General features: G+C 61.8%; 20 protein-coding genes, 2 tRNA genes and 3 rRNA genes. All 25 read right to left on the reverse strand.

Going from position 1 to position 26,743, the window contains the following annotated elements:
• Positions 1–57: 57 nt before the first annotated feature.
• The 25 genes from rrf to ASF94_RS15360 all read right to left on the reverse strand — a co-directional run bounded on the left by rrf (position 58) and on the right by ASF94_RS15360 (position 26,738).
• Positions 58–170 (reverse strand): 5S ribosomal RNA (gene rrf, locus ASF94_RS15240).
• Between the two features lie 146 nt (positions 171–316).
• A 23S ribosomal RNA gene (locus ASF94_RS15245) occupies positions 317–3,194 on the reverse strand.
• Between the two features lie 353 nt (positions 3,195–3,547).
• Positions 3,548–3,623: transfer RNA gene (locus ASF94_RS15250), tRNA-Ala, on the reverse strand.
• Between the two features lie 32 nt (positions 3,624–3,655).
• Positions 3,656–3,732 (reverse strand) — tRNA-Ile (locus ASF94_RS15255).
• Between the two features lie 96 nt (positions 3,733–3,828).
• Positions 3,829–5,361 (reverse strand): 16S ribosomal RNA (locus ASF94_RS15260).
• Together the 16S, 23S and 5S rRNA genes with 2 tRNA genes alongside form the textbook arrangement of a ribosomal RNA operon.
• 567 nt (positions 5,362–5,928) lie before the next feature.
• The gene (locus ASF94_RS15265; protein WP_056668212.1) at positions 5,929–6,453 is read right to left on the reverse strand and encodes a phosphoribosyltransferase; all 525 of its coding nucleotides are present in this window, start codon (positions 6,451–6,453) and stop codon (positions 5,929–5,931) included.
• A 52-nt stretch (positions 6,454–6,505) separates the two neighbouring features.
• On the reverse strand, positions 6,506–7,882 hold the full coding sequence (locus ASF94_RS15270) for an adenylosuccinate synthase (protein WP_056668215.1): 1,377 nt from the start codon (positions 7,880–7,882) through the stop codon (positions 6,506–6,508).
• 12 nt (positions 7,883–7,894) lie between these two features.
• On the reverse strand, positions 7,895–9,058 hold the full coding sequence (locus tag ASF94_RS15275; protein ID WP_056668218.1) for an ATP phosphoribosyltransferase regulatory subunit: 1,164 nt from the start codon (positions 9,056–9,058) through the stop codon (positions 7,895–7,897).
• Positions 9,059–9,303: 245 nt separating this feature from the next.
• Entirely contained in the window at positions 9,304–10,203 is a 900-nt protein-coding gene (gene hflC, locus ASF94_RS15280) for a protease modulator HflC (protein WP_056668220.1), read from the reverse strand.
• A 9-nt stretch (positions 10,204–10,212) separates the two neighbouring features.
• Positions 10,213–11,592 carry an FtsH protease activity modulator HflK gene (hflK, locus tag ASF94_RS15285; RefSeq protein ID WP_056668225.1) on the reverse strand — a complete coding sequence of 460 codons (1,380 nt, stop codon included), beginning with the start codon at positions 11,590–11,592 and terminating at the stop codon, positions 10,213–10,215.
• Positions 11,593–11,647: 55 nt separating this feature from the next.
• Positions 11,648–12,823, reverse strand: a complete 1,176-nt coding sequence (hflX, locus tag ASF94_RS15290) for a GTPase HflX (protein WP_056668226.1) — start codon at positions 12,821–12,823, stop codon at positions 11,648–11,650.
• 54 nt (positions 12,824–12,877) lie between these two features.
• Positions 12,878–13,156, reverse strand: a complete 279-nt coding sequence (gene hfq, locus ASF94_RS15295; protein WP_082493356.1) for an RNA chaperone Hfq — start codon at positions 13,154–13,156, stop codon at positions 12,878–12,880.
• Positions 13,157–13,215: 59 nt separating this feature from the next.
• Positions 13,216–14,571, reverse strand: a complete 1,356-nt coding sequence (gene der / locus ASF94_RS15300) for a ribosome biogenesis GTPase Der (RefSeq protein WP_056668228.1) — start codon at positions 14,569–14,571, stop codon at positions 13,216–13,218.
• Between the two features lie 14 nt (positions 14,572–14,585).
• Positions 14,586–15,737, reverse strand: a complete 1,152-nt coding sequence (gene bamB / locus ASF94_RS15305; RefSeq protein ID WP_056668796.1) for an outer membrane protein assembly factor BamB — start codon at positions 15,735–15,737, stop codon at positions 14,586–14,588.
• Entirely contained in the window at positions 15,737–16,423 is a 687-nt protein-coding gene (locus ASF94_RS15310) for a tetratricopeptide repeat protein (protein WP_056668230.1), read from the reverse strand. Before ASF94_RS15310 ends, bamB begins: the two co-directional genes overlap by 1 nt.
• A gap of 15 nt (positions 16,424–16,438) precedes the next feature.
• Entirely contained in the window at positions 16,439–17,764 is a 1,326-nt protein-coding gene (gene hisS, locus ASF94_RS15315; RefSeq protein ID WP_056668232.1) for a histidine--tRNA ligase, read from the reverse strand.
• 53 nt (positions 17,765–17,817) lie between these two features.
• The gene (gene ispG / locus ASF94_RS15320; protein WP_056668799.1) at positions 17,818–19,071 is read right to left on the reverse strand and encodes a flavodoxin-dependent (E)-4-hydroxy-3-methylbut-2-enyl-diphosphate synthase; all 1,254 of its coding nucleotides are present in this window, start codon (positions 19,069–19,071) and stop codon (positions 17,818–17,820) included.
• Between the two features lie 33 nt (positions 19,072–19,104).
• Positions 19,105–20,034: a helix-turn-helix domain-containing protein gene (locus tag ASF94_RS15325; protein WP_235505389.1), complete on the reverse strand. Its 930-nt coding sequence runs from the start codon at positions 20,032–20,034 to the stop codon at positions 19,105–19,107.
• Entirely contained in the window at positions 20,009–20,872 is an 864-nt protein-coding gene (pilW, locus tag ASF94_RS15330; RefSeq protein ID WP_235505390.1) for a type IV pilus biogenesis/stability protein PilW, read from the reverse strand. Before pilW ends, ASF94_RS15325 begins: the two co-directional genes overlap by 26 nt.
• Before the next feature lie 9 nt (positions 20,873–20,881).
• Positions 20,882–22,003 (reverse strand): 23S rRNA (adenine(2503)-C(2))-methyltransferase RlmN, encoded by a 1,122-nt coding sequence (gene rlmN / locus ASF94_RS15335; RefSeq protein ID WP_056668241.1) that lies wholly within the window; start codon positions 22,001–22,003, stop codon positions 20,882–20,884.
• Positions 22,004–22,102: 99 nt separating this feature from the next.
• Positions 22,103–22,528: a nucleoside-diphosphate kinase gene (gene ndk, locus ASF94_RS15340; RefSeq protein ID WP_056668244.1), complete on the reverse strand. Its 426-nt coding sequence runs from the start codon at positions 22,526–22,528 to the stop codon at positions 22,103–22,105.
• Positions 22,529–22,607: 79 nt separating this feature from the next.
• Positions 22,608–23,945, reverse strand: a complete 1,338-nt coding sequence (locus ASF94_RS15345) for a pseudouridine synthase (RefSeq protein ID WP_056668246.1) — start codon at positions 23,943–23,945, stop codon at positions 22,608–22,610.
• Positions 23,938–24,669 (reverse strand): SMC-Scp complex subunit ScpB, encoded by a 732-nt coding sequence (gene scpB / locus ASF94_RS15350; RefSeq protein ID WP_082493357.1) that lies wholly within the window; start codon positions 24,667–24,669, stop codon positions 23,938–23,940. The genes ASF94_RS15345 and scpB overlap by 8 nt, the downstream gene beginning before the upstream one ends.
• Positions 24,670–24,828: 159 nt before the next feature.
• On the reverse strand, positions 24,829–25,854 hold the full coding sequence (locus ASF94_RS15355) for an RluA family pseudouridine synthase (protein WP_056668248.1): 1,026 nt from the start codon (positions 25,852–25,854) through the stop codon (positions 24,829–24,831).
• Positions 25,851–26,738 carry a peptidoglycan DD-metalloendopeptidase family protein gene (locus ASF94_RS15360; protein ID WP_056668251.1) on the reverse strand — a complete coding sequence of 296 codons (888 nt, stop codon included), beginning with the start codon at positions 26,736–26,738 and terminating at the stop codon, positions 25,851–25,853. Before ASF94_RS15360 ends, ASF94_RS15355 begins: the two co-directional genes overlap by 4 nt.
• Positions 26,739–26,743 lie beyond the last annotated feature (5 nt).

A 26,743-nucleotide genomic window follows, 5' to 3' on the forward strand; every position in this document is an offset into this window, starting at 1 on the left:
CCCCAAAGCAATACGCCCCGGGCACATGGAGTGCACGGGGCGGATTGGGCTGTAAGAGCCTGACGATGACCTACTTTCACACGGGAACCCGCACTATCATCGGCGCGAAGTCGTTTCACTGTCCTGTTCGGGATGGGAAGGAGTGGTGCCAACTTGCTATGGTCATCAGGCATAAAGGGTTGCTGCCGAGTCTCTTTGGGGGAGACAGGGCGGCGAATTCATAGAGTCAAATCAGCTTTACTTATTTGTGTATTTTTGACTGCGTCACTTGGCATAACACTTTCACAGCAACCTTATGCGGTTGTGTCAAAGTTATAGGGTCAAGCCGCACGAGCAATTAGTACTGGTTAGCTTAACGCATTACTGCGCTTCCACACCCAGCCTATCAACGTCCTGGTCTTGAACGACTCTTCAGGGGGCTCAAGGCCCCGGCAGATCTCATCTTGAAACGAGTTTCCCGCTTAGATGCTTTCAGCGGTTATCTCTTCCACACTTAGCTACTCGGCAATGCCACTGGCGTGACAACCGATACACCAGAGGTGTGTCCACTCCGGTCCTCTCGTACTAGGAGCAGGCTTCCTCAAATCTGCAGCGCCCACGGAAGATAGGGACCAAACTGTCTCACGACGTTTTAAACCCAGCTCACGTACCTCTTTAAATGGCGAACAGCCATACCCTTGGGACCGGCTACAGCCCCAGGATGAGATGAGCCGACATCGAGGTGCCAAACACCGCCGTCGATATGAACTCTTGGGCGGTATCAGCCTGTTATCCCCAGAGTACCTTTTATCCGTTGAGCGATGGCCCTTCCATACAGAACCACCGGATCACTATGTCCTGCTTTCGCATCTGCTCGACTTGTCAGTCTCGCAGTTAAGCACGCTTATGCCATTGCACTATCGTCACGATGTCCGACCGTAACTAGCGTACCTTCGAACTCCTCCGTTACGCTTTGGGAGGAGACCGCCCCAGTCAAACTGCCTACCATGCACTGTCCCCGATCCCGATAAGGGACCTAGGTTAGAACCTCAAACACACCAGGGTGGTATTTCAACGTTGGCTCCATGAGAACTAGCGTCCTCACTTCAAAGCCTCCCACCTATCCTACACAGATCTGTTCAAAGTCCAATACAAAGCTACAGTAAAGGTTCATGGGGTCTTTCCGTCTTTCCGCGGGGAGATTGCATCATCACAAACATTTCAACTTCGCTGAGTCTCAGGAGGAGACAGTGTGGCCATCGTTACGCCATTCGTGCAGGTCGGAACTTACCCGACAAGGAATTTCGCTACCTTAGGACCGTTATAGTTACGGCCGCCGTTTACTGGGACTTCAATCAAGAGCTTGCACCCCATCATTTAATCTTCCAGCACCGGGCAGGCGTCACACCCTATACGTCCACTTTCGTGTTTGCAGAGTGCTGTGTTTTTATTAAACAGTCGCAGCCACCGATTTTTTGCAACCCCGTTGAGCTCCGTTTGTACAACTTCACTTACTAGGGGCATACCTTCTCCCGAAGTTACGGTATCAATTTGCCGAGTTCCTTCTCCTGAGTTCTCTCAAGCGCCTTAGAATACTCATCTCGCGCACCAGTGTCGGTTTGCGGTACGGTCGTCAATAGCTGAAGCTTAGTGGCTTTTCCTGGAAGCAGGGTATCACTCACTTCGTCTGCAAGCAGACTCGTTATCACCCCTCATCTAAGCCTGGCGGATTTGCCTACCAGGCACGACTACAGGCTTGAACCAACATATCCAACAGTTGGCTGAGCTAACCTTCTCCGTCCCCACATCGCACTATTGATCGGTACAGGAATATTGACCTGTTTCCCATCAGCTACGCATCTCTGCCTCGCCTTAGGGGCCGACTCACTCTACGCCGATGAACGTTGCGTAGAAAACCTTGCGCTTACGGCGAGGGGGCTTTTCACCCCCTTTAACGCTACTCATGTCAGCATTCGCACTTCTGATACCTCCAGCATCCGTTACCAGACACCTTCACAGGCTTACAGAACGCTCTCCTACCACGTGCAATAAATTGCACATCCGCAGCTTCGGTAACTGGCTTAGCCCCGTTACATCTTCCGCGCAGGACGACTCGATCAGTGAGCTATTACGCTTTCTTTAAATGATGGCTGCTTCTAAGCCAACATCCTGACTGTTTTAGCCTTCCCACTTCGTTTCCCACTTAGCCAATTTTAGGGACCTTAGCTGGCGGTCTGGGTTGTTTCCCTCTTGAGTCCGGACGTTAGCACCCGGTGCTCTGTCTCCCAAGCTGTACTCGTCGGTATTCGGAGTTTGCCTTGGTTTGGTAAGTCGCCATGACCCCCTAGCCAAAACAGTGCTCTACCCCCGACGGTAATACTTGAGGCACTACCTAAATAGTTTTCGGAGAGAACCAGCTATTTCCAAGTTTGTTTAGCCTTTCACCCCTATCCACAGCTCATCCGCTAGTTTTGCAACACTAGTCGGTTCGGACCTCCAGTACCTGTTACGGCACCTTCATCCTGGCCATGGATAGATCACTTGGTTTCGGGTCTACACCCAGCGACTGGACGCCCTATTCGGACTCGATTTCTCTACGGCTTCCCTATTCGGTTAACCTTGCCACTGAATGTAAGTCGCTGACCCATTATACAAAAGGTACGCAGTCACCCTTGCGGGCTCCTACTTTTTGTAAGCATGCGGTTTCAGGATCTATTTCACTCCCCTCCCGGGGTTCTTTTCGCCTTTCCCTCACGGTACTGGTTCACTATCGGTCGATGATGAGTATTTAGCCTTGGAGGATGGTCCCCCCATATTCAGACAAGGTTTCTCGTGCCCCGCCCTACTTTTCTCTAACTTAGTACCACACGTCCGTTTTCGCATACAGGGCTATCACCTGCTGTGGCCGGGCTTTCCATCCCGTTTTGCTAACAGTCGTGCTATCACTAGAAGGCTCCTCCGATTTCGCTCGCCACTACTTTCGGAATCTCGGTTGATGTCTTTTCCTCGAGCTACTGAGATGTTTCAGTTCACCCGGTTCGCCTCGCATGACTATGTATTCATCATGCGATACCTCTTGCGAGGTGGGTTTCCCCATTCAGAAATCTCCGGATCAATGCTTATTTGCCAGCTCCCCGAAGCTTATCGCAGGCTTTCACGTCTTTCGTCGCCTATCATCGCCAAGGCATCCACCACATGCTCTTAGTCACTTGACCCTATAACTTTGACCTCTCTTGCGAGACGTCTCCGCTGTTGTCTGGACTTGCGAGGTCTTTCACCTCGCGCGTTATGCCGTAATGTGAATAATTCCTCGATATCACTATCAAGAAACATTCGTCATTACTGAATTTCAACTAGCTTTCGCTCATTGAACATTCGTTTTGACGCAATCAAAAAATTGTCATCAGAGGCACGGTCTGCACTAAACCTTTACGAATGTGCAGTTTCCTCTGACAACGCTGATTCGACTCTATGAATTTTTAAAGAACAGCCGATTGATCCGAGTAATCTCGGTCAACAACAAAGTGGCCTCTTGCGAAGCCGCTTTGGTGTTGATTTGATAAGTGGTTGGTGGAGGATGACGGGATCGAACCGACGACCCCCTGCTTGCAAAGCAGGTGCTCTCCCAGCTGAGCTAATCCCCCAGTGATCCTCGCGCATCTGTCGTCAGGAAGTATGGTGGGTCTAGTTGGGCTCGAACCAACGACCCCTGCGTTATCAACACAGTGCTCTAACCAGCTGAGCTACAGACCCATTCCACTCGCCAGCAAGATCTCTCTTGCCAGCTCGCAGCTTCTTCTTCCAACAACCGATAAGTGTGGGCGTTCAATATTGAATGCAGTTTTCCAGAAAGGAGGTGATCCAGCCGCACCTTCCGATACGGCTACCTTGTTACGACTTCACCCCAGTCACGAACCCTGCCGTGGTAAGCGCCCTCCTTACGGTTAGGCTACCTACTTCTGGCAGAACCCGCTCCCATGGTGTGACGGGCGGTGTGTACAAGACCCGGGAACGTATTCACCGTGACATTCTGATCCACGATTACTAGCGATTCCGACTTCACGCAGTCGAGTTGCAGACTGCGATCCGGACTACGAACGGCTTTATGGGATTGGCTCCCCCTCGCGGGTTGGCGACCCTTTGTACCGTCCATTGTATGACGTGTGTAGCCCCACCTATAAGGGCCATGAGGACTTGACGTCATCCCCACCTTCCTCCGGTTTGTCACCGGCAGTCCCATTAGAGTGCCCAACTGAATGTAGCAACTAATGGCAAGGGTTGCGCTCGTTGCGGGACTTAACCCAACATCTCACGACACGAGCTGACGACAGCCATGCAGCACCTGTGTTACGGCTCTCTTTCGAGCACTCCTCTATCTCTAAAGGATTCCGTACATGTCAAAGGTGGGTAAGGTTTTTCGCGTTGCATCGAATTAAACCACATCATCCACCGCTTGTGCGGGTCCCCGTCAATTCCTTTGAGTTTCAACCTTGCGGCCGTACTCCCCAGGCGGTCAACTTCACGCGTTAGCTTCGTTACTGAGTCAGTGAAGACCCAACAACCAGTTGACATCGTTTAGGGCGTGGACTACCAGGGTATCTAATCCTGTTTGCTCCCCACGCTTTCGTGCATGAGCGTCAGTACAGGCCCAGGGGATTGCCTTCGCCATCGGTGTTCCTCCGCATATCTACGCATTTCACTGCTACACGCGGAATTCCATCCCCCTCTGCCGTACTCCAGCAATGCAGTCACAAATGCAGTTCCCAGGTTGAGCCCGGGGATTTCACATCTGTCTTACATTACCGCCTGCGCACGCTTTACGCCCAGTAATTCCGATTAACGCTTGCACCCTACGTATTACCGCGGCTGCTGGCACGTAGTTAGCCGGTGCTTATTCTTACGGTACCGTCATGACCCCAGGGTATTATCCCGAGGCTTTTCGTTCCGTACAAAAGCAGTTTACAACCCGAAGGCCTTCATCCTGCACGCGGCATGGCTGGATCAGGCTTGCGCCCATTGTCCAAAATTCCCCACTGCTGCCTCCCGTAGGAGTCTGGGCCGTGTCTCAGTCCCAGTGTGGCTGGTCGTCCTCTCAGACCAGCTACAGATCGTCGGCTTGGTAAGCTTTTATCCCACCAACTACCTAATCTGCCATCGGCCGCTCCATGAGCGCAAGGCCTTGCGGTCCCCTGCTTTCATCCGTAGATCGTATGCGGTATTAGCAAAGCTTTCGCTCCGTTATCCCCCACTCTCGGGCACGTTCCGATGTATTACTCACCCGTTCGCCACTCGTCAGCATCCGAAGACCTGTTACCGTTCGACTTGCATGTGTAAGGCATGCCGCCAGCGTTCAATCTGAGCCAGGATCAAACTCTACAGTTCGATCTTGATTTTTTCGCTCTTTCGAGCAACTCATAAAAAAGAATTGAAGTGAACTTCACTTCTTATCTCATGAGCGTTTGTAGTGCTAAGCACTAGTTCCAAAGAACTTGGCACTCGCCATCAAACGCCCACGCTTATCGGCTGTATATTTTTAATGAACCGAAAGATCAGAAATCGCTTTCTTTTCTTTCTCACTCCGCTGCAATCAGCAGAGCCTTGAATTCTAGCACAGTTTTTGAAGAACCGTCAAACTTTTTTCTTTTCGCTTTCTGAGCATCTTGCCGTTTCCAGCAATCCGTCTCATCAGCGAAGCCTTGAATTCTACACCGGTTTTTCAACCTGCCGCAACTCAAAACCGAAATCTTTTTTCCCGACTCCCCAGGTTTCCAGCAATCCGTCTCATCAGCGAAGCCTTGAATTCTACACCGGTTTTTCAACCTGCCGCAACTCAAAACCGAAATCTTTTTTCCCGACTCCCCARAACTTCCGAAGAAGATCTGCAGCGCCAGGAGAGCAAGTGTACAACAGAATTCGGCCTTGAGAGCAACTGTCTGAACTTTGTGTAGGTCAGACTCGCCACTTTTCCAGCAGCTTGGCGGGGCTGAGGCTGTCGTACCCTTCGAACGGCTGATGGATCCAAGGGTTGCTTGGCAGGAACTCTACAGAATAGTCGGGCGTGAACGTCGACAGTCCCTTGGTCCAGATGACCGCACTGCGCAGTTCCGTGATGGGCGCATAGTTGGTCTTGAGCATGGAGATCACTGCGTTGAGCGTATGCCCCGAGTCGGCCAAATCGTCCACCAGCAACACCCGTCCCGCAATCTCACCCTTGGGCGTCGTGATGAACCGGGCCAGGTCGAGATGTCCTTGCACCGTGCCCGCCTCAGCCCTATAGGAGCTCGTAGACATGATGGCGAGCGGCTTGTCGAAGATACGGCTCAGGATGTCTCCCGGACGCAGCCCTCCCCTGGCGAGGCAGAGAATGGTGTCGAACTCCCAGCCCGACTGATGCACCTTGAGCGCCAGCTTCTCAATGAGACTGTGGTACTCGTCATAGCTCACATAGAGATGCTTGCCGTCTTCCGTCAACATAGTAGATCCCAATAAATTTTGACAATGCGGTTGGCAACCGGGTCGCGACAGCTCAGCGCGCCGCGTAGGGGTTGTCCAACAGGATGGTGTGGTCACGGTCCGGGCTGGTGGAGATCATGGCGATCGGTACGCCCGTCGTTTGCTGGATGCGCTCCAGGTACTTGCGTGCGGCTTCCGGCAGCTTTTCGTAATGGGTCACACCAACAGTGGATTCGGTCCATCCCTGCATCGTTTCATAGATGGGGGTGCAACGTGCAATGTCGTCGGCGCCCATCGGCAGCAGATCGATACGCTCACCATCGAGTTCGTATCCGACGCACAGCTGCAGCTCATCCAGTCCATCGAGCACGTCCAGCTTCGTGATACACAAACCGCTGAGACCGTTCACTTGGGCGCTTCGCTTCAGCAGCGCTGCGTCGAACCAACCACAGCGGCGGCTACGGCCGGTGGTGACGCCCTTTTCCGCACCCACGGTGCTCATGTGAAAACCCGGTGTGCCAGGCGTTTCCCAGTCGAGTTCGGTAGGAAATGGTCCACCGCCGACGCGGGTGCAATACGCCTTGGTGATGCCGAGCACGTAATGCAGCATGCCTGGACCCACCCCAGCGCCGGCCGCAGCATTGCCGGCCACGCAGTTGCTGGAAGTGACGTAGGGGTACGTGCCGTGATCCACGTCCAACAGCGTTCCTTGAGCGCCTTCAAACAACAGGTTGTCGCCTGCGGCGTGGGCTTCGTTCAGCTCGCGCGACACGTCCGCCATCATGGGCAAGAGCAGCTGCGCGTGGCGCATCGCTTCCTCAAAGACGACGTCGAACTCCACCTGCCCATCCTTGAGATAAGGTTGAAGGGCACTCGGAAAAACAAACTCGCCCGACCGGAGGAACGAGCGCAGGACATGGTTGTGCAGGTCGAGCAGCTCGCGCAGCTTGGAAGCAAATCGCTCGGGATACTTCAGATCCTGCACCCGCAGCGCACGGCGGGCGACCTTGTCCTCATACGCCGGTCCGATGCCACGTCCAGTCGTACCGATCTTCTCCGTGCCGCCATGTTCCCGTGCTGCTTCCCGCGCAACGTCCAGCGCCGCGTGGAACGGAAGGATGAGTGGGCAGGCTTCGCTGACGCGAAGACGCGACCGGACTTCCACGCCGGCCTTCTCAAGGCCCTCGATCTCTTCAAACAATTTCGCCGCAGACAACACGACGCCGTTGCCGATATAGCACTTCACGCCAGGCCGCATGATGCCGCTGGGAATCAAATGCAGTGCCGTCTTGACTCCATTGATCACAAGCGTGTGGCCCGCGTTGTGGCCGCCCTGGAACCTGACGACACCCTGTGCGCTCTCCGTGAGCCAATCGACCAGTTTGCCCTTGCCTTCATCGCCCCACTGGGTGCCCACCACGACGACGTTACGACCTTTGCTTGCTTTCATTTCTTACCCAATTCAGTTTTCAGACAACTGGACAGACCGGACGGTCCAAAGTCCATCCACTTGGAGGAGTTCCCGGTCACACTGGAACTCGTCGACTTCGCTCTCATGCCCCGGAAGTACGCACACCACCGTTTCGCCCTGCCGCCGCAATGCGGCGATGGCCTCATCCGTGCCCACTCCCTGCCCCCATGGAGCACGGATCGCAGCTTTCAGGGGGCGCGGTGAGATCACGCTCACCAGCTGCTTAATGTCCAGACTGAAGCCTGCGGCTGGCCGATTGCGACCAAACACGGCTCCCACCTCGTCATAGCGGCCGCCACGCACCAACGCATCGCTGGCGCCGGGGGCGTACATCGCGAATCGAACACCGCTGTAGTACGCATAACCGCGCAGGTCTGCGAGGTCGATGGTGATCCTGGAGTGCTGCAACCGCGAAGCCAACGCCCGCAGATCAGCCAGCACATCCGACACACCGGGCACCGAGCCCAGCGCCTTGTGCGCTTCGTCCAACACACCGATGTCTCCGTACAAGCGCAGCAGCGTTTGAAGGTGATCCGAGGTGTGTCGGGCCAGGTCCTGGGTCAACGAAGCCAGCGCACTCTCATCCTTGGCGGCCAGAGCGTCCTGGATGGAGTGCACCTCCTCCCGGCCGAGACCGGAGCCTGCCAGCAAACAACGAAGAATGCGGACATCGGCCAGATCGACGCTGACATCTTTCACCTCGGCCACCGAAAGGCATTCCAGCGCCAGCAAGGCACTTTCAACCTCGGCCTCAATGCCCGGGTGCCCATAGATCTCGGCCCCAAACTGCAGCGGTTCGCGGGTGGCATGCGGCTTGTCGGGCCGCGTATGGAGAACAGGGCCGCAGTAGCAAAGCCGGCTGACGCCACGGCGGTTCAGAAGGTGCGCATCGATGCGAGCTGCCTGTTGCGTGGTGTCGGCGCGCAAGCCCAACGACCGACCAGACAGCTGATCCACCAGCTTGAAGGTCTGGAGTTCCAGTGCCTCCCCTGCCCCGGTGAGCAGAGATTCAAGGTGTTCGAGCAAGGGCGGCATGACCAGCTCGTAGCCATAGCTGCGAGCCGTATCGAGCAACCCTCGGCGCAATTCTTCGATATGCCGCGCCTCGGAGGGCAGCACATCAGCAATGTGATCCGGGAGGACCCAAGCGGACATGAGAAAAGGGGAGGCTGTTAAAAACGTGATTCTACCGGGCTACGGTGGAAACCACCGCTCTCCATTGCCCGGATGAACCCGCGAGGCAGGTCCGGGCACCGGCGGTCGACCAACGAAGCCGAAGCGTATCCAACCCGCCGCCGCTGTGACACGGCAGAAGCCGTCGCGGGATGAAAGGGAGGATCGGAGCGCGGACGCCAGGCTGCAGTCAAGCCTGACGCCGCGGCGGCCGCACCAAAACACGTTCAGGGACGCGTTGCGTTCGCGGGGGCCGCTCCACGATACGCCTTGAAGAACTCCGACGAGGAAGGATCGACCACCATCACGTCGCTCTTCTTGTTGAAGCTGGACTTGTATGCTTCCAGGCTGCGGTAGAACTGGGCAAACTGGGGGTCGCGTCCAAATGCTTCCGCGTAGATGCGCGCGGCTTCGGCGTCGCCTTCACCCTTCAGCTTTTGTGCGTCACGGTAGGCGTTGGCGATGGTGATTTCCCGCTGCCGGTCGGCGTCCGCACGGATCTTTTCACCCTCGGCTGCCCCGGTGGAGCGCAGTTCATTGGCAACACGCTTGCGCTCCGCCTCCATGCGCCGATACACCGACTCGGTGATCGCTTCGACATAGTCCACCCGCGTGATGCGAACGTCGACCACATCCACACCCCAGGGCTTGGCGCCGCGCACGGCCTCCAGCACCTCGCGCTTGACCTCGGCCATCAACTCTTCACGTCGCGCGGAAAGCAGTTCCTTGACGGTACGGCGGTTCACTTCTTCCTGGAAAGCGTTGCGCACCACACGGTTGAGCTGAATGGCGCCGGCATTCTCATCCAGACCCACGTTGCGGATGTACTCCGACGGGTCGGAGATGCGCCAGCGCACATACCAGTCGATGACCACACGCTGCTTTTCTGCGGTCAGCATCGACTCCGTATCGGAACTGTCGAGCGTCAGCAACCGCTTGTCGATGTAGCGCACGTTTTGAAACGGGGGCGGCAACTTGAAGTTCAGGCCAGGCTCGGTGATCACTTCCTTGATTTGACCCAGCGCATAGACCACGCCGAACTGGCGCTGGTCGACCACGAAGAGCATCGAACTCAACAGGGCAAGCACCACCAGCAACGTGGAGGCGATAAATCCGACTCGGTTCACAACTCTCTCCTAGCGCGCATCGCGCTCACGCGTACGACTGGTGTCACGCGCACGAGCATCATTTTGAAAAGTGGACGGATTCGTCGGGGTCAGCCCGGACGTGGTCGCAGGTGGCGTTTCCAGCGAGGGGGCTGCAGCCGCAGAGCCTCCCTGTGCCACGCTCTGCATGATCCGGTCCAATGGCAGATACAGCAGATTGGAGCCCTTGCTCGAATCCACCAGAACCTTGGTGACGTTGGTGTAGATCTGCTGCATGGACTCGAGGTACATGCGGTCCCGCGTGACCTGCGGGGCCTTCTGGTATTCCGCCAGCACGGAGCTGAACCGCTGTGCATCACCCTGGGCCTGCGCCACGATCCGAGCCTTGTAAGCCCCGGCTTCCTCCGTCAGTCGCGAGGCGGAACCCACGGCGCGAGGAATCACGTCGTTGGCATAGGCCTGCGCTTCGTTCTTCGCACGCTCACGTTCCTGACCCGCCTTCAACACGTCGTCGAAAGCCGCCTGAACCTGCTCGGGCGGGCGCACGCCGCCCTGCTGCAGATTGATGCCGACGACTTCTACGCCGACCTTGTATCGATCGAGGATGACCTGCATCAGCGCCCGCACCCGCGGCGCGATCTGGTCGCGCTCTTCGGCCAGGGCGGTGTCCATACGCATCTTGCCCACCACTTCACGAACGGCGGTTTCCGCGGCCTGAACCACCGCATCCGCAGGATTGCGGCTTTCAAACAGCCAGGCCCTCGCGTCATTCAGGCGGTACTGCACGGCAAATTTGATTTCGACGATGTTCTCGTCTTCGGTCAGCATCGCGGACTCGCGCAAGCCGGTGCTCTTGATCACCGCGTCGCGTCCGACGTCGGCCGAACGGATCTGGGTCACGAACACCAACTCATGACGCTGGATCGGATAGGGCAGCCGCCAGTTGAAACCGGCATTGACGGTCGTCTTGTATTTGCCGAACTGCGTGATGACGGCCTGCTGGCCTTCCTGAACGATGAAGAAACCAGTCCCCAGCCAGATCAGCAGCGCGACGCCGGCAATCAGGCCAACGCCCAGTCCCGCGTTCTTCATGTCCGGCTGAAAGCCACCGCCACCGCCTCCGCCGCCGACGGGGCCGCGACCGCCGCCGTTCTTGCCTCCGAACAGCCCGCCCAGCTTCCGGTTCAGATCCCGCCAGAGTTCGTCGAGATCCGGCGGCTGCCCGGCATTGTTCTGCTCCCGTCCGCGCTGTCCCTGGGGACGCAGCGGCGCAGGCGGGTCGACATCGGGCCGATCCGCACCCTCCTGCTTGTCGTCACCTCGGCCCCACCGCGGGTCATTCAAATTCAACATTCCCCTAATTCGCTGGGGCAAGATGGCCCAGCGGAAGGCGCGGCTATGCAGGTTCATGCGGGAAATCTCTCGTTCTCTTAGGACATGGAGCAAACGGGCATTGTGCCTAATCTCAACCGTCGTCCCGCTTCAATTCAGCAGCAAGATCAGGGGTCATCTCGTCACGCTCCTTCAACAGTTCGGCGGCCAATTGCTGGCGAAGCAATGGCAGGCCCTCCCCTGACTGGGCGCTGAGGAAGATCCGTGGAACGAACACACCGTCCATTTCCAGCACATCTCGTGCAGCGGTGGGCCTCGCCTCGGGCGACATCGCGTCGAGTTTGTTGAAGACGAGCAGTTGAGGAATATCCTGGGCGCCGATTTCCGCCAGCACGCGCTGGACTTGAGCTATCTGCTCAGGAAAGGCAGGATTCGAAGCATCCACCACATGCAGCAGCAGATCGGCGTCGATGGCCTCTTGCAGCGTTGCCTGGAACGCATCCACCAGACCGTGGGGAAGGTCGCGGATGAAACCCACCGTATCGGAGATCGAAATCAACCGTCCGGCATCGGCTAGGTACAACTGCCTGGTGGTGGTGTCCAGCGTGGCAAAAAGCTGGTCCGCCGCATAGGCGCGGGCCTTGACGAGCGCGTTGAACAGCGTGGATTTGCCGGCGTTGGTGTAACCGACCAAGGAGACATTGAACGTATCGCGCCGGTCACGCTGCCGCCTTTGGGTGGATCGCTGGCGCTTCACCTTCACCAGACGCTCTTTGGTGCGCTTGATCGCATCGCCGATCATCCGGCGGTCCAGCTCGATCTGGGTTTCGCCAGGGCCGCCGCGAGTACCGATGCCGCCCCGCTGCCGCTCCAGGTGAGACCAGCGACGGACCAGACGTGTGCTCAGGTACTGCAGCTTGGCCAGTTCCACCTGCAGCTTGCCTTCATGGCTGCGCGCGCGCTGGGCAAAGATCTCGAGAATCAGGAAAGTGCGGTCGCTGACTGGCAGGTTCAGCACCCGTTCCAGGTTGCGCTGTTGCGCGGGGCTCAAAGCCTGATCGAAGAGCACCTCGACCGCGCCATGCATCTGCGCCAGGACCTGAATCTCTTCCGCCTTGCCAGATCCGACGAAAAGCGCCGCATCTGGCGCCTTGCGCTTGGCGACCAGCCGAGCCACCGGCGTGAGGCCTGCGGTTTCAGCCAGCAGCCCCAGCTCTTCCAACTCGCCGTCGAAATGGGGCAGGCCGAAGTCCACCCCGACCAGGACCACGGGCGTCGCTGGCGAAGCGGGTTTATCTGAGGAACTCAAGGCAGCAGGTAGTGGCTGGCCCACCAGAACGTGGACAGAGAGAAGACCGGACGATCAGGCCGACGGGCCGGCCTCGGCCGCATCGCTGGACTCGGCCGTCGTGAAATTGACGGCGCGCCCAGGAACGATCGTGGAAATGGCGTGCTTGTAGACCATCTGGGTCACGGTGTTGCGAAGCAGCACGACGTATTGGTCGAACGACTCGATCTGCCCCTGCAGCTTGATGCCATTCACCAGATAGATAGACACCGGAACATGCTCACGGCGGAGCGCGTTCAGAAACGGGTCTTGAAGAAGTTGGCCTTTGTTGCTCACGATATTCTCCGTGTTCAGGAATGTTGTTGTAAAAGCACACCTTACCACATGGCCGAGGCCGCACGGACCAAAAGGCTTTAGCGCCGATCCGACCCTGCGCCCTCTTCGGCAAAGGGGTTGTGGGACGTTTTCATTTCGATGCGCAACGGCGTGCCGACCAAATTGAATTCCTTGCGGAAACGGCCTTCCAAAAAGCGCTTGTACGCATCGGTCACGTGCTCCAGCGAGTTCCCGTGGATGACGATCACCGGCGGATTCATGCCCCCTTGGTGGGCATAGCGCAGTTTCGGCCGGAACATTCCGGATCGCTTCGGGCTCTGAAATTGCACAGCCTCCAGCAGCAGCCTTGTCAACACCGGAGTGGACATCTTGCAGGTGGCCGCTTTGTGTGCCTGCACGATCGACGTCCAGACCGGCCCCAGACCCTGCCGCTTCTTGGCCGAGATGAAATGCATGGCCGCAAACTTGAGAAACGACAGCCGGGTTTCGATCGAACGCTCCAGCATCTGGCGCTCGTACTCATCCACGGCGTCCCACTTGTTCACGGCCAGCACCACGGCGCGGCCGCTTTCCAGGATATAGCCGGCGATGTGGGCATCCTGGTCGGTCACGCCCTGCGTGGCATCCAGCAGCAACAGCACCACGTTTGCCGACTCGATCGCCTGCAGCGTCTTGACGACCGAGAACTTCTCGATGGCCTCGAACACCCGGCCCTTGCGGCGCAGTCCGGCGGTATCGATGAGCTCGAACTTCTGTCCCTGCCGCTCGAATGGCACCGAGATCGCATCGCGCGTGGTGCCGGGCATGTCGAAGGCGACGAGTCGCTCTTCTCCCAGCCAGGTATTGATCAGCGTCGACTTGCCCACGTTCGGACGGCCAGCCACCGCCAGGCGCACCGTGGCGATGTCCTCTTCTGCGGCATCGTCTTCGGCGTCCGGCCACTGCAGCGCGGCAAGCGCTGTGTCTACCAAGGTGCGAATGCCCTGGCCATGGGCTGCCGAAACGGGATGGACTTCGCCCAGCCCCAACTCGTAGAACTCAGCCAGCTGCACGCCCTCGAGCATGCCTTCGGCCTTATTCCCCACCAGCACACAAGGCTTGCCGAGGCGCCGAAGATATTGAGCGATGTCGTGGTCTTGCGCCGACACGCCAGCCCGCGCGTCCACCACGAAGACCACCACATCGGCTTCTGCCACGGCCTGCTGCGTTTGCTTGGCCATTTCCCGGTAGATGCCAGCCGAAGCGTCGGGCTCGAAGCCGCCGGTGTCGATCACGATGTATTCGTGCTTGCCCTGCTTGCCATTGCCATAGTGACGGTCGCGCGTCAGCCCCGCAAAGTCCGCCACGATGGCGTCGCGGGATTTGGTCAGCCGGTTGAACAGCGTCGATTTGCCCACGTTGGGCCGCCCGACGAGGGCGATTACTGGTTTCATGGGCTAGTGCCTTGTCATTCGGGACGGAAGCCGTAGATGCCACCGTTGCGAGTGACCACGATGAGGGTGTCTGCCGAGGCCACCGGGGCGACCGCGATGCCAGACGTGTCGGTGGAAAGCCGGTTCAGCGGGCTGCCATCGTCGCGCGACAGCAAGTGCACCAGACCGGATTCATCGCCCACGACGACCGAACGTCCGAGCGCCAGGGGCGCCGTCAGCTGGCGATACAGAAGACGGTCGGAGGACCAGGCCTTGGCGCCGTCCTGACGCTTCCAGGCCGTCACGGCGCCATTGCTTTCGGCGCCGAAGACGAAGGAGTCGTCACCCTGGACGCCCGTTGCGCCATTGGCCGGTTGCGTCCATTCGACGGTTCCACGGGCAGCGTCCACGCAGCCGACTGCCGCCTGGAACGCGCGCGCACAGACCTCAGAGCCCCTACGGCTCACCGGGCCCACGATTTCGACCAGACGCTCCACGTCATTGGTGCCGCGCGGGCTGGCCACCGGGGCTTCCCAGCGCACCACGCCAGAGTCGGGATTGAAGCCCACCAGCCGGCCGGAAAGACCGGCCACCAGCGTATCGCCCACCGCCATCAACACGCCGCGTTGACGCAGCGTAAGTGGCTCACCCGGGCGCTGCTGGTTCCACAGCCGTTGGCCCGTGGCCGCATCGAACGCGGACACCGAGCGGTCGGCGGCCAGGACGAAAACGCGGTTGCCCGCCACCAGCGGCGGCGTGTAGACCTGCGCCTGCAGCGGCTGACGCCACAGCTCACGCCCGCCTGCCAGCACGACGACGTCGTTCTTCTGGGTGACGACGGCAGTCCATTTGCCATCCCCGCCCACTCCGGCGGAAAGGGGTTGACCCAGTGAGGCCCGCCAGATGTCGCCGCCAGTGCGAGCATCGATCGCAACGATGGCGCCGTCGGCCGAGGCCAGCGTGACCGTGCTGCCTTGCACCAGCACCTCGAGCGGCAGACCCGCTGTACTGCCGATCTTGGCCGTCCAGGCCTGACGAACGGGCAACAGCGGAACGTTCGGACCGAGGTCGGCGGGCTTGGGCTTGGAAGGACCACCCCAGAGGGAGCACCCCGTCAGCAGCACGGCTGAACCGGCCAGTACCCACCCGCAGACCGCGGGCCGCGCGCAGCGCATCAGAGCGTGCATCATTGCGCACCCCCGGACTGTGCTGCGGAGGCCACCACCTGGGCAGGGACCTGGGCCCCGAGGGCATTCAGCTTCGCTTCCACCAGCCGGCGGTACTCCATGCGCTCCTCGAATGCCTTGTACGCAGTCAGGTACTCAGCCGCGGCTTCCTTCTTCTTGTCCTGCAGCACCAGCACATCGCCGCGGCGGTCTGCGAAAGCCGCCTCGAAGCCGACCGGCACCGCACCGGAAAGCTGGGACAGCGCCTTGTCGTACGCCTTTTGTTCGATGAACAGCGTTGCCAGACGCAGCCGGGCCAGGGCCTTGTACCCGTCGTCCACGGCGCCCTGTGGCATCCAGTTCAGCGCGGCGACCGCGGCTTCGTTCTTGCCGGCATCCGCCAGCGCCTTGGCTGCGAGCAAGCTGGCCTGACTCGCCTGCACGGTACCGGAGTAGCGCGATTTCACGTCGTTCAGCACTTGCTCGATGCGATCCGTGTCCGAAGCGCTCACAGCAGCTTCCATCGCGTCGGACAGTGCGGACGCCTGCGCAGCCTGGCGGTTCTGCCAGTACTGGTAGCCATTCCAGGCAGCGAGACCACCGAACACGACGATGATCACGCCGCTGATGAGCGTGCCCCAGGTGTTCCAGAAATGCTTCAGCTGATCAAGCTGCTCTTGTTCTTCGAGGTCGAAATGGTTTGCCATGATGGTTCGTATGTGTCAGCGGGAAGATTGTAGGGTGGCAGCCCAATCGGGCAGATCCGCCAGCGAGCGCTCCACCTGGTGACCGGTGCCGTCGCGCAGGGATTTCACCAGCACCGCGTCGCGGGCCATCTCGTCGGCGCCGAACACCAGCGCGTGGTGGGCGCCGCTTGCATCGGCCTTCTTGAACTGCGACTTCATGCTGCCCATCGAATCGCCTGCGGAGGCATGCATCTGCACGCTCACCCCGGCGGCCCGCAGCTTTTGCAGAGCTGCCATCACACGCGGCAGAAAAGCCGTGTCGGTGACGACGGCATAGGCGTCGGCTACCAGATCGTGCGTGGGCGTGCCCGCTTCCTTGACCAGCTCCAGGACGCGCTCGACACCCAGCGCCCAGCCCACCGCGGGCGCAGGCTTTCCGCCCACCTGCTCGATCAGGTAGTCGTAGCGCCCGCCGCCGCAGATCGTGCCCTGGGCGCCCAGCCGATCCGTCACGAACTCGAACACCGTCAGGTTGTAGTAGTCCATGCCGCGCACCAGGCGGGGATTGATGCGCCAGGCGACGCCGTTGGCATCGAGGATGGCCTTGACCATTTCAAAATGCCGCAGGGATTCCTCGCCGAGATAATCCAGCAACTTCGGCGCGCCCTCCACCAGCGCCTGCAGGGCGGGGTTCTTGGTGTCGAGGATTCGCAGCGGGTTGCTGTGCAGCCGCCTGCGCGCCTCCTCATCGAGCTGATCGATGTGCGCCTCCAGATAGCTGATCAGCGCAGCCCGATGGGCCTTGCGCTCTTCCGGCTGTCCGAGGCTGTTGAGTTCCAGCCGCACGTCCGTCAGCCCCAGTTCCTTCCAGAGCGCATCCGCCAGAAGGATGAGCTCGGCATCGGCCTCGGCGCCCGCGAATCCGAGCGCCTCGGCGCCGATCTGGTGGAACTGCCGATAGCGCCCACGCTGCGGACGCTCGTGGCGGAACATCGGGCCCATGTAGTAGAGACGCTTGCCGCCGTCATACAGCATGGCGTGCTCGACCACCGCGCGCACCACGCCCGCAGTCGACTCGGGACGCAGGGTCAGTTGCTCGCCGTTGAGGCGGTCCTCGAAGGAATACATTTCCTTCTCGACGATGTCGGTGACTTCTCCCAGCCCGCGCACGAACAGCGCGGTCGGCTCCACGATCGGCGTGCGCAGATTGCGGTAGGCATAGCGCTCCATGAGCGCGCGCACCTTGGCTTCCAGCCACTCCCAGCGTGCAGAGTCGGGCGGCAGGATGTCGTTCATGCCTTTGACGGCAGTCAACTTCTGCGCCCGCTGCGGTGTATTCGAGTTGTTATTCACTTGAGTCATCAGATGGTTGGAGGGCTTGCCTCCGGCATGGCGGATTCGCGTGAATCCGCAGGTCAGTCGGCAGCCGCGGCAGCCGCGCTCTGCCCAAAGCGCCGCGCAATGTACTGGTCGACGATTTCGTGGAACTCTGCAGCGATGTTGTCGCCACGCAGCGTGAGCACCTTTTCCCCGTCGATGAACACCGGAGCGGCCGGAGCTTCGCCCGTGCCGGGCAGGCTGATGCCGATGTCGGCATGCTTGCTTTCACCCGGGCCGTTCACGATGCAGCCCATGACGGCGACCTTGATCTTCTCCACCCCGGGGTACTGCACGCGCCAGACGGGCATTTGCGAGCGCAGGTGGTCGTCGATCTGCTTGGCGAGTTCCTGGAAGGTGGTGCTCGTCGTCCGGCCGCATCCGGGGCAGGCCGTGACGCTGGGCACGAAGGACCGCATGCCGAGCGCCTGCAGAATCTCTGCCGCGACCACCACCTCCTGCGTGCGCGCCTCGCCGGGCTGCGGCGTCAGCGACACGCGGATCGTGTCGCCAATGCCCTCCTGCAGCAGGACGGCCAGCGCCGCCGTGGAAGCGACCGTCCCCTTGGTGCCCATGCCCGCTTCGGTCAACCCCAGGTGCAACGCGTAATCGCTGCGTTTGGCCAGTTCACGGTAGACCGAGATCAGATCCTGCACGCCGCTCACCTTGCACGACAGGATGATCTGGTTGCCGTCCAGGCCCATGGCCTCGGCCCGACGGGCCGATTCGATGGCCGAGGTGATCAGCGCTTCGTACATGACCTGCCGGGGATCCCAGGGCTGCGCACGCTGGCTGTTGACGTCCATCAGCTGCGCCAGCAGTTCCTGGTCCAGGCTGCCCCAGTTCACGCCGATGCGGACGGCCTTGTTCCAGCGCATGGCGGCATCGATCATCTGGCCGAACTGCCGATCCCGCTTGTCTCCCTTGCCGACATTGCCTGGATTGATCCGGTACTTGGACAGTGCCTGGGCGCAATCGGGGTACTCGGTGAGGAGCCGGTGGCCGTTGTAGTGGAAGTCGCCCACCAGCGGGACCGTCTCGCCCATGCGATCGAGTTGCTCCCGGATGTAGGGCACCGCGGCGGCGGCCTCGGGAGTGTTCACCGTGATGCGGACGAACTCCGAGCCCGCCTGCGCAAGTTCCTTGACCTGGATGGCGGTGCCAATGGCGTCCACGGTGTCCGTGTTGGTCATGGACTGGATCCGCACCGGAGCGCCACCGCCCACGGTGACGACCCGCGAACCCCAGACCACGCGGGCCTGCCTGGAAGTGCGCATGAGGGGCGCGGCCATGGGCACGGCGCCGGTCGATGTTTCGTAGCTCACTTACTTCACCTCAAAACGGGCGACGTTCTCGCGCGTGGAACTGGCAATGTCCAGCGGCTGCCCGCGCACCAGCACGGTGGCGGCGTCCGCCTTGCCGATGACGACGGCCCAGGGAGGGCTGCCAGGTGCCACGAGACGGTCGCCGGCATTCAACATCTTCTGGGTCGTGCCGCCACCCGAAAGGTTGCGCACCTGCACCCAGGAAGTGGCTTTGGCCGCAATCACCAGCACGTCGGAGCTGGGAGGCGCTGCCGACGGTGCTGCCTGATTCGCTGCAGAGAGGGTCGCCGGCGCGGGTGACGCCACCGAGGCCGCTGCCGGGGTGGCCGCTGGCGTGGGCGTCACCACCGGCGGATTGGAATTCGCGGGCTGCGCCGAGAACAGCCCATTGGCCGGCGCGCTGGTTGAAGCGGGCTCGACCGCCGAAGCGGCGGGAGCCGCCGCACTGGCGACCTCTTCGGTTGCAGGGTTGTCGAGCGCCCGGGGCACGAACACCATCGCCACCGCGCCCAGCAGGAGCAGCAGCACCACGGCGACGATCGAGCGCGGAACCGCCGAGCCCGCGCCGCTGGATGCGCGCGCGTTGCTGTCCTTGTAGGAAGCGTTGATGCCGCGGTCCGCCGTCAGACGAGGAGCGGCACCTTGCGGCAGCAAGGCCAGAACGGGTGCCGGATCGATCTTCAAGGTGCGGCACACACTGGAAGCCAATGCACGCACGAAAACCGCGTCCGGGAAGACATCGTAACGATCGGCTTCCAACGCCTCCAGCTTGGGCGCCGAAACCTTCAGCGCCACCGCCAGTGCGTCGATATGGACGCCTGCCGCCTGCCTCGCGTCCCGCAGCAAGCTGCCCGCCGTGGCATGGCCTGCCGCTGCCGGATTCGTCGTTTCTGTCTCAAGCATCTCACTCATCGAACGCGCCTCGCTCATAAGCCAGCAGTTCCCGCGAATCGGGGAACCGCTTGCGCAGTTGCTCCCCCAGCTGCCGCATGGCAATGGTGTCCTTCAAGGCACGTTCAACCTTGATTCCCAGCCACAGCGACTCGGCGCTCGCGAACTCGCCGTTGTTCACCCTTCGCACATAGAACTGCGCCTGCTTGGCATCACCCCTGCGAAACTTCAGCGAAGCCAGGCCGTAACCGATGACCGGGCTTCCGGCATCGAGTTCATATGCACGCAACAACACCTGCTCTGCCGCAGTCAGATCGCCGGAGCGCTCCAGGCACACGCCTTGCGACATCAAGGTTTTGCTGCGCGAAGTGTAGGCGGGCACTGCCAGCGCGCGGTCGAACCACTGCATGCTTTCCGCATAGCGCTGGCGCTGGCACTGCAGCCAACCGAAGTTGTGCATGATGTCCGGGTCGCCCGGCCGCAATGCCTGAGCACGGCGAAGACCCTCTTCTGCCTGCACCAGGTTGCCCAGCCGCATGTAGATGAGCGCCATTAGGTGATGGGCATCGGCGAAGGTCGGGTCGTGCGCGATGGACTGCTTGACCTCGTCCAGCGCGACAGTCGTCTGGCCCATCTGGAAATAGTTGGCGGCCAGCTCCAGGCGGATGCGGGCTCGCCGGCGCACTTCCGACTCATCGGATGGCGTGACCACCGGCTCGGAAGCATACGAGGCACCGGTGGCAGAAGTGGTGGTGGTGGTAGTCGTGGTGCAACCGCCCACTACGAACCCGGAAGCGCCGGCCACAGCCGCGATGGCCACCCACCGTTGCCACCGCATTCCTGCATTTGCCATGTCTGCCCCCTTGATGTGATGCATGCCCGCCGTTCAGGTCACTGGCTTGAGCGCGATCACTCGCTGCTTGGCCATGCGCTCTGACGCGCGCGTGCGATCTTTTACATCTCCGGCCAGCTGGCCGCAGGCCGCATCGATGTCGTCGCCGCGCGTCTTGCGCACGGTCGTAACGATACCTGCCTCGCTCAGCAGCTTCGCAAAAACCGACACTTGCTGAGGGGAAGACCGGTGCAGGCCGGACGCAGGGAACGGGTTGAAGGGAATCAGGTTGAACTTGCACCACACGCCTCGGCTGGCGTGCGTGCGCACGAGATCGATCAACTGCTGGGCATGCTCCGGCTGGTCGTTCACGCCGTCCAGCATGCAGTATTCAAAGGTGATGAAGTCACGCGGTGCGTGCTCCAGGTACCGGTTGCAGGTTTCCAGCAACTCGGCGATGGGGTACTTGCGGTTCAACGGAACCAGGTTGTCGCGCAGCGCATCATTGGGCGCGTGCAGCGACACCGCCAGCGCGACCGGACAGTCCTGCGCGAGCCGGTCCATCATCGGCACGACGCCCGAGGTCGAAACGGTGACCCGGCGCCGCGACAGGCCATAGCCATGGTCGTCGAGCATCACCCGCAGCGCAGGCACCAGAGCTGCATAGTTCTGCAGGGGTTCACCCATCCCCATCATCACGACGTTGGAGATCACGCGATCTGACACGCCCAGGCGGCTGCGCAGCGCATGCTCGGCAAACCAGAGCTGGGCCACGATCTCACCCGTGGTGAGGTTGCGGCTGAAGCCCTGATGGCCCGTGGAGCAGAAGCGGCAACCCACGGCGCACCCGGCCTGGGAAGACACGCACAGCGTTCCCCGGTCATCCTCGGGAATGAACACGGTCTCCACCGCATTGCCGTCACCGACGTCGAACAGCCATTTGACCGTTCCGTCCGCCGAGACGTGTTCGCTGATGACGCGCAGGCCGGTCACCACCGCGACGCCCTTGAGCTTTTCACGGAGCGACTTGGCCAGATCACTCATGGCGTCGAATTCGCTCGCGCCACGCTGATGGATCCAGCGAAAGAGTTGGGTCGCCCGAAAGCGCTTCTCACCCAGCCGCTCGCAGAAAGCGGCCAGCCCGTCCAGCTCGAAATCAAGCAGGTTGGTGGTCATGGCGTCAGTCAGGCGTTGCGAGGCAGGCAGCGGTTACACGCAGCGAGGCGCCCCGGCAGGCATGCCGAGACTCAGGCGGGTGCGCGCAACCGGAACGCATCAACGCGAGTAGATGTTCAGGCCAGGGAAGAAGAACGCGATTTCGACCTGGGCCGTTTCAGGCGCGTCGGAACCGTGGACTGCATTGGCGTCGATGCTGTCGGCGAAATCGGCGCGGATCGTGCCGGCTTCTGCCTTCTTGGGGTCGGTGGCGCCCATCAGTTCGCGGTTCTTCAGGATGGCGTTCTCGCCTTCCAGCGCCTGGATCATCACGGGGCCGGAGATCATGAAATCGACCAGGTCCTTGAAGAAGGGACGTTCCTTGTGCACGGCGTAGAACTGCTCGGCTTCGCGGCGCGACAGGTGGGCCATGCGGGCGGCGACGACCTTCAGGCCGGCAGCTTCGAAGCGGGCGTAGATCTGGCCGATCACGTTCTTGGCAACTGCGTCGGGCTTGATGATGGAGAGAGTGCGTTCGATAGCCATTGTTTTATCCTGATGTGTGAGGTTGCGGTGACTTTTGCCCTATGGACAAAGCTTTCCATTCTATCGCGGAGGTGAAACCCTAGCGCCCTCTGCGGCGCGGGCCGGGGCCGCCGTTGCCGCGCTTCTGGTCCTGGCGCTGGCGCATCAGGCTGTCGCTGCCGATATAGCCCACCGAGGTCTTCATCGGATCAGGCTGCGCGGACGGGGATGCGGAGCGCCCCTTGGGCGCCGTGCCGTCTTCCCGGCGCGAACGCGGTGCGCGGCCCACCGGGGAGCCTGCCGCCTTGGCCCCCGTGCCGGCGCCTCGCGCCTGCGGGCCTCGGGCACCACGCGGCTTGGCCCGCTCCACTGGTGCCTCCGCCTCCGCAGCACCCTCGGCCGGTCGGCCCCGGGCCGGGCCAGCCGCGTTGGCCAGCGCCCGGATGTCGCGCTCGTCCAGCTCCAGCCAGGCCCCGCGCTTCAACCCGCGCGGCAGCATCATCGCGCCGTAGCGGATGCGGATCAGCCGGCTGACGGCGTGCCCCACGGCCTCCATCATGCGGCGAACCTCCCGGTTGCGCCCCTCGGAAATGGTCACGCGGTACCAGCAGTTGGAGCCTTCGCCGCCACCGTCCTCGATGGAGCCGAACGCGGCAAAGCCGTCTTCCAGCTGCACGCCATCCAGCAGCCGCTGTTTTTCTTCGTTGCTCAACGCGCCCAGCACCCGCACCGCGTATTCGCGCTCCAGCCCGAAACGGGGATGCATCAGCTGGTTGGCCAGCTCGCCAGAGCTGGTGAACAGCAGCAGCCCTTCCGTGTTCAGGTCCAGCCGGCCTACCGATTGCCACTTGCCCTGCATCAGTCGAGGCAGCTTGCGGAACACCGTCGGACGGTTTTGCGGATCGTCGTGGGTGACGACTTCGCCTGCAGGCTTGTGATAGGCGATCACCCGCGCTGGCGGCGGATCGATGCGATAGCGGATCGGCTTGCCATTGACGCGGATCTGATCGCCATGCTGGATGCGCTGCCCCACGTGGGCGGGCTCGTTGTTGACCGAGATGCGCCCTTCCAGAATGAGCTGCTCCATCTCCAGCCGCGAACCCAGCCCGGCCTGCGCCAGCACCTTGTGCAGCTTGGGGGTCTCCACCTGGGGCTGCAGCACCCGCTTCGTGGGTGCCAGCTCCTGCTGCGCCTCGTCTTCGTCGAGCTTGCCCGACACCACGTCGGCAAAGCCGTAGCCGTCGGCCTGTGGCGACACTGGCGCGCGGGCCGGCGACCTGGCCGTGCGCGGGGCGACGGCCTTGGTGCCTGCGACACGGCCACCCTGGCCGCTGCGAGCGCTTCGGGCGCCTTCGCCGCGCGGCTTGCGCTGGGCTCCGCCCTCGGCAGGGGCAGCGTCGGGGCCGGAAACCGGCTCATCCTGGTGGGATTCATTCATCTTGTGTTCCTGTAGCAGCCGTCGGCGACCCCTCGGCCCCATCCACCTGCAGTGTTGTTAATGCGCCCGCGTCGTCCGGCGCGGCGCCGTCTTGCGCCGCTGCACCGCTCCGCGCAGCGGGCTCGCCGGGCGCCGCAACTGCCGCAGCCTCGGCAGCCTCTGTACCTTCACCCTCCGCCAACCCCAGCGCATCGAACATGTTGGCTTGCACGACCGGGTCGTCCAGCACCGGCAGTTGATCGAGCGACTGCAGCCCCAGATCGTCCAGGAACTGCCGGGTGGTGGCGAAAAGCGCCGGCCGCCCTACCGTTTCCCGGTGTCCGATGACCTCCACCCAGCCCCGGTCTTCCAGCTGCTTGATGATCAGGCTGTTGACCGTGACGCCGCGCACGTCTTCGATGTCGCCACGGGTGACCGGCTGCCGGTAGGCAATGATGGCCAGCGTCTCCAGCGCCGCCCGCGTGTAGCGGGGCGGCTTCTCGGGGTGCAGGCGGTCGAGGTACTCGCGCATTTCCGGCCGACTCTGGAACCGCCAGCCCGAAGCGACCTGGACCAGCTCCACACCGCTTGGCGCCCAATCCTGCTGCAGCTCCAGCAGCAGCGTCTTGAGCGTATCGGCGCCGAGGGCATCGTCGAACAGCCCGCGCAGCTCACGCACCGTCACTGGCTGCGGTGCGCAGATCAGCGCGGTTTCCAGAACCCGTTTGGCTTCCACCGTATTCATGATGTTCAGCAATCCCGAGGAAGGTGCACGTGAGCCCGCAGCGTGACAGCGAACGGCAGCACAACAGGGAGCAAGAAAGAGATGAGGCGCGTGTACAGCGATGGACCAGGCGCCATGCCGAGCGAAAGAGTGTCGGCACAAGCGTGTGCGGACCTGGGCTCAATTGTAGCGCAGGCCCCAAAATTCGACGGCGGCCGCCATGTCCTCCGGCAACGGCGCCTTCCACTCCATCGGGACGCCCGTGACAGGGTGCGCGAAGGCCAGTCGAAAGGCATGCAGGGCCTGGCGCGACAGCCCGGCGGCAGGAACGCCGCCGTACAAGCCATCGGCCACCAAGGGATGCTGCAGCGACGCCATGTGCACGCGGATCTGGTGCGTCCGGCCCGTGTGCAGCGTGCACCGCACCAGGCTGGCCTCGGCCCCTGCAGCCAGCAGGTCGATGTCGGTACGGGCCGGCTTGCCGGCGTGCAGCCCCAGATCCACCACCGCCATCCGCAGGCGGTTGCGAGGATCCCGACCTATCGGCGCGTCCACGCGGCGGTGGCCGGCGTGCCGCCAGCGGCCCATGGCGATCGCCAGATACTGGCGCGACACCTCTCGCGCGGCAATCATCCGCACCAGGGCGTCCATGGTGGCGCGCTCACGGGCCACCACCATCAGGCCGCTGGTGTCCTTGTCCAGGCGGTGCACGATGCCGGCCCGCGGCACCAGGCAGGCGCGGGGGTCGCGGGCCAACAGGCCATTGAGCAGCGTGCCGCTCCAGTTGCCGGGTGCCGGGTGCACCACCAGACCGGCGGGCTTGTTGATCACGAGCAGATGGTCGTCTTCGTAGACCACCTCGAGCGCCATGGCTTCCGGCTTGAAGGCCTGGCTCTGCTCGGTCGGCCGGATCTCCACGGTGATGCGGTCGCCCGCCTTCACCTTGGCCGATGGCTTGGCAGCCGGTGTGTCGTTCCAGCGCACCAGCCCTTGCGCCAGCAGCTGCTGCAGATAGCTGCGGGACAGCTCCGGCACCAGATCGGCCAGCGCCTTGTCGAGTCGCGCACCGTGGTGCCCCGCGCCGACGACCAGCTGCCGCAGCTCGCCTTCGGCCTCCTCTGCAGCCGCAACCGCATCCTGCGGACTCGCTTCGTCCCCGTCGTCGGGCTCGAAGCCTTCGCCCGCAGGCGCGCCGGTCCCGCTCAACGGGAAGGCAGGTAACGCACCGGATCGACCGGCTTGCCCTGCCGGCGGATCTCGAAGTGCAGCTTGACCCGGTCGGTATCGGTGCTGCCCATTTCGGCGATCTTCTGGCCGCGGCGCACGTTCTGGTCTTCCTTGACCAGCAGCGTCTGGTTGTGGGCGTAGGCGGTCAGGTAGGTGTTGTTGTGCTTGAGGATGACCAGGTTGCCATAGCCCCGCAGGCCGGCACCGGCATAGACCACCCGGCCGTCGGCCGCCGCGAGCACCGGATCACCGGCCTTGCCGCCGATGTCGTAGCCCTTGTTGCGCGCCTCGTCGAAGCCCGCCAGCAGCGGGCCGGAAGAAGGCCAGATGAAGGGCATGTCGTCCTCGTTGCCGGCGGCGGCCGGCGCCGCAGCGGGCGCGGAACCGGCTGGCGCCGTCGTGGCCGATGCACCCGGCCGCGCGGCACTGGCGGCCGGCGCCGGAGGCAGGGCCGACGCGGTCACCGGGCGCGTCACCACGCCGGTGTCGGCAGCCACTGCGGTGCTGGCGGAGGCCGGAGCACCCGGTGGCGCGACGCGCAGCACCTGGCCCACCTCGATCAGATTGGCGTTGTCCAGCCCATTCCAGCGAGCGATGTCTTTCCACGTCTGGCCATGTTCCAGGCCGATGCGGATAAGCGTGTCGCCCGGCTTGACGGTGTAGTAGCCGGCCTTGCCGGCGTTCTCTGCCCCGGGCAGGGGCTTGACCGCAGAAGCCAGGGGCGCCGGGGACGAGGAAATCGCCCCTGCCGCCGTGCCGCGATCTTCGACCGGAGCCCTGTTGACGCGGGTGCCGCAGCCCGCCAGCACCAAGCCAGCGAGCGCGATAGAACCCCAAGCAACAAGACCACGCGATACCAACATAAGCA

The organism is Acidovorax sp. Leaf160 (assembly GCF_001424265.1).
In the GTDB taxonomy this organism is placed as follows: Bacteria; Pseudomonadota; Gammaproteobacteria; order Burkholderiales; family Burkholderiaceae_C; genus Paracidovorax.